Source organism: Sulfitobacter sp. HI0129 (genome assembly GCF_001635395.1).
Taxonomy (GTDB): Bacteria; Pseudomonadota; Alphaproteobacteria; order Rhodobacterales; family Rhodobacteraceae; genus Sulfitobacter.
This window is the reverse complement of record NZ_LWGH01000979.1, coordinates 1-5,603: the sequence shown is the minus strand read 5'-3', so window position 1 is coordinate 5,603 and position 5,603 is coordinate 1. Positions and strand designations below refer to the sequence as shown.

The following is a 5,603-nucleotide window of genomic DNA, read 5'->3' as shown; positions in this document are numbered from 1 at the left end:
TTCCGCGCCTACGACCAGATCGACGGCGCGCCCGAAGAGAAGGCCCGCGGCATCACGATCTCCACCGCGCACGTGGAATACGAGACCGAAGCACGCCACTACGCGCATGTGGACTGCCCCGGCCACGCCGACTACGTGAAGAACATGATCACCGGTGCGGCGCAGATGGACGGCGCGATCCTGGTGGTGAACGCGGCCGACGGCCCGATGCCCCAGACCCGCGAGCACATCCTGCTGGGCCGTCAGGTCGGCATCCCGGCGATGGTCGTCTACATGAACAAGGTCGACCAGGTGGACGACGAGGAACTGCTCGAGCTGGTGGAGATGGAGATCCGCGAGCTGCTGTCCTCCTATGAGTACCCCGGCGACGACATTCCCGTGATTCCCGGCTCCGCGCTGGCGGCGATGAACGGCGAGAACCCCGAGATCGGTGAAAACTCCATCCGCAAGCTGATGGAAGAGGTCGACAACTACATCCCGACGCCCGAGCGCGCCGTGGACCAGCCCTTCCTGATGCCGGTCGAGGACGTGTTCTCGATCTCCGGCCGTGGCACGGTTGTGACGGGCCGCGTCGAGCGTGGCGTGATCAACGTGGGCGACGAGATCGAGATCGTCGGCATCCGCGACACCAAGAAGACGACCTGCACGGGCGTCGAGATGTTCCGCAAGCTGCTGGACCGTGGTGAAGCGGGCGACAACATCGGCGCGCTGCTGCGCGGTATCGACCGTGAAGGCGTCGAGCGTGGCCAGGTGCTGTGCAAGCCCGGCTCCGTGAAGCCCCACACCAAGTTCACTGCCGAGGCCTATATCCTGACCAAGGAAGAGGGTGGCCGTCACACGCCGTTCTTCGCCAACTACCGCCCGCAGTTCTACTTCCGCACTACGGATGTGACCGGCACGGTTCAGCTGCCCGAAGGCACCGAGATGGTGATGCCGGGTGACAACCTGCAGTTCGACGTGGAACTGATCGCGCCGATCGCGATGGAAGACGGTCTGCGCTTCGCCATCCGCGAAGGTGGCCGCACCGTGGGCGCCGGCGTTGTGAGCAAGATCACCGAGTAAGCCCTAAGGGCCTACCGCCTGTCAGACAGAAAGAGGGCCATCCCCAGTGGGGGTGGCCCTTTTGCGTTGCTGGATGCCGGGCGAGGCCGGGGGCGCTGCCCCCGGACCCCCGGGATGATTTGCCATTTGGAAGGGGGGGCAGTTCGATAAATTTTGGTAGGCTTTGGCGGTTGGAAGTTGCGTTAAAAGCTTCCCGTCGCTTTTATGGCCAAGCAATGGCGGGGCCACGCGAATAACTTCAGGATGGGAGCAAAGCAGGCAGGTATGAGCGATCAGAAGGAAGAAGCCGTTTCGGCACAGCTCGCGGCATCCCTGCTGACGCCATTCGTGCTCTACATGGCCGGGAGGATCGATGCGGCTGACCGGCGGGCCACCTTGCTGGCGGGTGGCGGCGTCGCCTTCATTGCCTACCTGCTGGAGGTTGGCAAATCGATGGACCCGGCCATCCTGCCGCTCATTCCGTATCTCGTGTCTTTGGGCCTTGCCGCCGCGAGCGTCTTTACCGCCGGACTGGCCCTGTTTCCCCGGATCAGCAACGCGGATGATTGGCCAAGCAAGATTTTCCTTGGGCGGGAAGAGGGTGCTGGGATCCTCGAGACCATTCTGACGAGCGAGAAACAGGCGCTTTCGGGCATGATCGATTCCCAGATCGTGCTGGGCCGCATCCTTAAGAAGAAGAACGGCTATACTTATCACGCCGGTATATTGATGCTGCTTTCCTTCGCGCTCTTCATGCCGTTCTCTTTCTTTTTGGGCTAAGGGTCCGCCCACCCTTTTTCGCGCCGATCCCCCTTGCCACCCGGAACGACTCCGCCTATACGCCCCTCGACTGCTTCGGGGTGCGCCAGATCGCGCCCCGTTTCGGTTGATACCAAGACGCGATGAGGGTGAGCGATGAGCGCCATCCTCCAATCCGTTGACATCCCAGAACAAGGGATATGCACATGGCTCAGAGCCAGAACATCCGTATTCGCCTGAAGGCGTTCGATTACCGGGTGCTCGATTCCTCCACACAGGAAATCGTCAATACGGCAAAGCGCACCGGCGCTTCCGTCCGCGGCCCGATTCCGCTGCCCAACAAGATCGAAAAGTTCACCGTTCTGCGTGGTCCCCACGTGGACAAGAAATCCCGTGACCAGTTCGAGATCCGCACGCACAAGCGGCTGCTTGACATCGTCGATCCGACGCCCCAGACCGTGGACGCGCTGATGAAGCTCGACCTCGCCGCTGGTGTGGACGTCGAGATCAAGTTGCAGTCGTAAGGAGGGCACCGGATATGTTGCGCTCAGGCGTTATTGCAAAAAAGGTCGGGATGACCCGGCTGTTCATGGAAGACGGGCGTCAGGTTCCCGTCACCGTTCTCCAGCTCGACAAGCTGCAGGTCGTGGCCCAGCGGACTGCTGAGCGTGATGGCTATACCGCCGTCCAGCTCGGTGCCGGTACGGCCAAGGCCAAGCGGACCAGCCAGGCGATGCGCGGCCATTTCGCCGCCGCTTCCGTGGAACCCAAGCGCAAGGTCGCTGAGTTCCGCGTGGATGCGGATGCGATGCTGAACGTCGGTGAGGAAATCATCGCTGATCACTACTTCGCAGGTCAGTACGTCGATGTGGCGGGCACATCCATCGGTAAGGGTTTTGCCGGTGCGATGAAGCGCCATAACTTCGGCGGTCTGCGGGCATCGCATGGTGTGTCGATCAGCCACCGTTCGCACGGCTCCACCGGCCAGTGTCAGGATCCCGGCAAGGTCTTCAAAGGTAAGAAGATGGCCGGTCACATGGGTGCCGCCCGTGTCACCACGCAGAACCTCGAGGTCGTCAAGACCGACAGCGCGCGTGGCCTGATCATGGTCAAGGGTGCCGTTCCCGGCTCCAAGGGTGGCTGGGTGACTGTCAAGGACGCGGTGAAGAAGCCGTTCCCCGAGAACGCGATCCTGCCCGCGGCGCTGAAATCCGCCGCCGAGGAAGCCCAGAAGGCCGCCGAGGAAGCCGCAGCAGCCGCTGCAGCAGAGGCCGAAGCAGAAGCCAAGCGCCTTGCCGAAGAGCAGGCCGCGCAGGAAGCGGAAGCGCTGAAGGCAGCCGAAGCCGAAATCGCGGAGGAGGGTGCCGATACGGACAACTCCGACGCCGGTGAAGACAAGAAAGAAGGTGACGCATGAAACTAGATGTCATCAATCTGGATGGCGGGAAGGCCGGATCGGTAGACCTGGACGAGGCGCTTTTCGGGCTCGAGCCGCGCGCCGACATCCTGCACCGTGTCGTCCGCTGGCAGCGTAACAACGCGCAGCAGGGCACACACAAGGTCAAGACCCGTTCGGAAACCTCCTATTCGACCAAGAAGATCTATCGCCAGAAGGGCACCGGCGGCGCACGCCACGGTGACCGCAACGCGCCGATCTTCCGCAAGGGTGGTATCTACAAGGGTCCGACCCCGCGCAGCCACGGCCACGAGCTGACCAAGAAGTTCCGCAAGCTGGGCCTGCGCCACGCGCTGTCGTCCAAGGCGAAGTCGGGCAACCTTGTGATCCTCGATGAGCTGAACGCAGAGGGCAAGACCTCCGCGCTGGCCAAGCAGATTTCCAGCCTCGGCTGGAAGCGTGCGCTGGTCATCGACGGGGCCTCGGTCAACGAGGGTTTCGCCCAAGCCGCGCGCAACATTGAGGGGCTGGATGTTCTGCCTTCGATGGGCGCAAACGTCTATGACATCCTCAAGCGTGATACGCTCGTGATCACGAAGGCGGGGATCGAAGCATTGGAGGCCCGTCTGAAATGAGCGCCAAGCACGAACATTACGACGTGATCCGCAAGCCGGTCATCACCGAAAAGGCAACCATGGCGTCCGAACAGAACGCCGTTGTCTTCGAAGTGGCAATGGACAGCAACAAGCCCCAGATCAAGGAGGCCGTAGAGGCGCTCTTTGGCGTGAAGGTGAAGGCGGTCAACACCTCCATCACCAAGGGCAAGGTCAAGCGTTTCCGCGGCCAGATGGGCAAGCGGAAAGACGTGAAGAAGGCCTATGTGACGCTGGAAGAAGGCAACACGATCGACGTGAGCACCGGGCTGTAAGCAGCGGTTCGGTTTGAGAATTGGAGGGCCCTCGCGAAAGCGGGGGCCTTTTTGCTTTTGGGAGGGTTTTGAGTTGAAAATCGGCTAAGTCTTCCGCCTGTGCAACGGAAGGCGGGTCAGCTATTTGGCATTGATAATATGGCGCGCCTATTTGCAGAAACGCGAGATAGTACCGCCCTTCTTCGATACTGAAGCAGCAAAATGCGAGTGCTCAGATCGGTAATATCTTAAATTTCGGCGATAAATTTATTGAGAGTTCCACTAGATATGGCGGCTCGATCCGTGACGTGAAGTCGATGAGTTCTGGCCATTTTGCCACAATTATCCCGCAACAGCGACTCATAGACGTTTTCTGATATGCCGCCGCCAAAACGACCCCCTTTAGTTTTGCACGGCGGTAAGCCTCCCTTTCTGCGGGATTTCTTCTAATCCGTGCATCGCCAGTGAACATAAGCCAGTCGTCGCCGGTTGAATTTAGATGATTTATCCAATCGACATCTTTTGCTTTGTTCAGACCGAGATCCCGTGCATGCAAGACTTCAGTGTCTGAATTGTGAAGGAAGCCGGCAAGAGTTTTCGCCATTGTGGGCGACGTGCAATTATCGAAAAAGACCTTCAAGCGGCTTTCTGCGTCAAAGTGGATTCAAATCGCACGGCCCGTTCAATTTGGCGTGGAGTGACATTCCATGCTCGCGCTGCCTTTACGACACTTCCCTCTGCCTTTGCAGCGTTTGCAAGAACTGTAGTTGGGATAGCTGTCTCACACTCAATTGGCTGGCCAAACGAATACTCTGGATCGACCAATATTCCTGACCGCTTTGAAGAGATCCACCATCGATCGGGAACACTACCATCAAATTCGACGTCTTTGAGGCTACGTTCCATAATCTTTGAAAATGCATATTGCTTCTTGAAAAGATCAAATAACTTGGGATCCGCCTCCTGCTCCGCGATCTCCAAGAAGATTGTACGTCCGTCGGTTCGGAATCGTGTTGAGGATAGCGGGTGGACTAAGTTAAGTTCCTGTCGGGCCTCAATTATCGCTTTGCGGATCGTCTGAGGGCTTACCCCAGCGTTAATGAATTGATCTGCTGCGCGAACTTCCATTAGGTCACGAAAGCTAAGGTACACAGCCCCGTCGTTCAGCATTACTTCTGGTTCCCAGAGGGGCTGATACTGCTTCTGGTTCGTTGCATGACCTCTTAACCATCGAGAAATTTTTGAAGCCGAGACTCCAAGCAGTCTCTGCGCCTCAACTGGCGTATAAAGACCTATCCCTATGAGATTTTCGAAAGACATACAGACTCCTCTATGTATGAATGCCACTGAGAATGAGTCTAGACAAGCTTCTAAAGAACAAGGTTCTAAAGATGCCTTGACCCTCTCCCCGATCCCCCCTAACAGACCCCATCGGCAAGGCCCCGGATTCGTCCGGGGCTCTGTCTTTGTTCGCAAGGACATCCATCACGGGGACCTTCG

General features: G+C 58.7%; 8 protein-coding genes. 6 read left to right on the top strand and 2 right to left on the bottom strand.

From position 1 onward, the window contains the following. The 6 genes from tuf to A3764_RS21470 form a co-directional block, all read left to right on the top strand. The coding region (gene tuf / locus A3764_RS21495; RefSeq protein ID WP_067952089.1) for an elongation factor Tu at positions 1 to 1,062 on the top strand (1,062 nt) is incomplete at its 5' end. Between the two features lie 264 nt (positions 1,063 to 1,326). Beyond that, entirely contained in the window at positions 1,327 to 1,821 is a 495-nt protein-coding gene (locus tag A3764_RS21490; protein ID WP_067952084.1) for a hypothetical protein, read from the top strand. 185 nt (positions 1,822 to 2,006) lie between these two features. Beyond that, positions 2,007 to 2,324, top strand: coding sequence for a 30S ribosomal protein S10 (gene rpsJ, locus A3764_RS21485; protein WP_025050499.1), 318 nt, complete (start codon positions 2,007 to 2,009; stop codon positions 2,322 to 2,324). A 14-nt stretch (positions 2,325 to 2,338) separates the two neighbouring features. After that, positions 2,339 to 3,217, top strand: a complete 879-nt coding sequence (gene rplC, locus A3764_RS21480) for a 50S ribosomal protein L3 (RefSeq protein ID WP_082850957.1) — start codon at positions 2,339 to 2,341, stop codon at positions 3,215 to 3,217. Beyond that, positions 3,214 to 3,831 (top strand): 50S ribosomal protein L4, encoded by a 618-nt coding sequence (rplD, locus tag A3764_RS21475; RefSeq protein WP_067924344.1) that lies wholly within the window; start codon positions 3,214 to 3,216, stop codon positions 3,829 to 3,831. Before rplC ends, rplD begins: the two co-directional genes overlap by 4 nt. After that, entirely contained in the window at positions 3,828 to 4,124 is a 297-nt protein-coding gene (locus tag A3764_RS21470) for a 50S ribosomal protein L23 (protein WP_067924341.1), read from the top strand. The genes rplD and A3764_RS21470 overlap by 4 nt, the downstream gene beginning before the upstream one ends. A gap of 211 nt (positions 4,125 to 4,335) precedes the next feature. Here the strand turns inward: A3764_RS21470 and A3764_RS26475 are convergent, their stop codons facing one another. Together A3764_RS26475 and A3764_RS24295 are read right to left on the bottom strand one after the other, a co-directional pair. Next, positions 4,336 to 4,743 carry a hypothetical protein gene (locus tag A3764_RS26475; RefSeq protein ID WP_161487201.1) on the bottom strand — a complete coding sequence of 136 codons (408 nt, stop codon included), beginning with the start codon at positions 4,741 to 4,743 and terminating at the stop codon, positions 4,336 to 4,338. Further along, positions 4,740 to 5,423 carry a hypothetical protein gene (locus tag A3764_RS24295; RefSeq protein ID WP_082850956.1) on the bottom strand — a complete coding sequence of 228 codons (684 nt, stop codon included), beginning with the start codon at positions 5,421 to 5,423 and terminating at the stop codon, positions 4,740 to 4,742. The genes A3764_RS26475 and A3764_RS24295 overlap by 4 nt, the downstream gene beginning before the upstream one ends. Positions 5,424 to 5,603 lie beyond the last annotated feature (180 nt).

Excerpts from the sequence above, each read along its gene's own strand:
- A3764_RS21490 (WP_067952084.1), top strand. The coding sequence starts at position 1,327 with ATGAGCGATCAGAAGGAAGAAGCCGTTTCGGCACAGCTCGCGGCATCC.
- rpsJ (WP_025050499.1), top strand. The coding sequence starts at position 2,007 with ATGGCTCAGAGCCAGAACATCCGTATTCGCCTGAAGGCGTTCGATTAC.
- rplC (WP_082850957.1), top strand. The coding sequence starts at position 2,339 with ATGTTGCGCTCAGGCGTTATTGCAAAAAAGGTCGGGATGACCCGGCTG.
- rplD (WP_067924344.1), top strand. The coding sequence starts at position 3,214 with ATGAAACTAGATGTCATCAATCTGGATGGCGGGAAGGCCGGATCGGTA.
- A3764_RS21470 (WP_067924341.1), top strand. The coding sequence starts at position 3,828 with ATGAGCGCCAAGCACGAACATTACGACGTGATCCGCAAGCCGGTCATC.
- A3764_RS24295 (WP_082850956.1), bottom strand. The coding sequence starts at position 5,423 with ATGTCTTTCGAAAATCTCATAGGGATAGGTCTTTATACGCCAGTTGAG.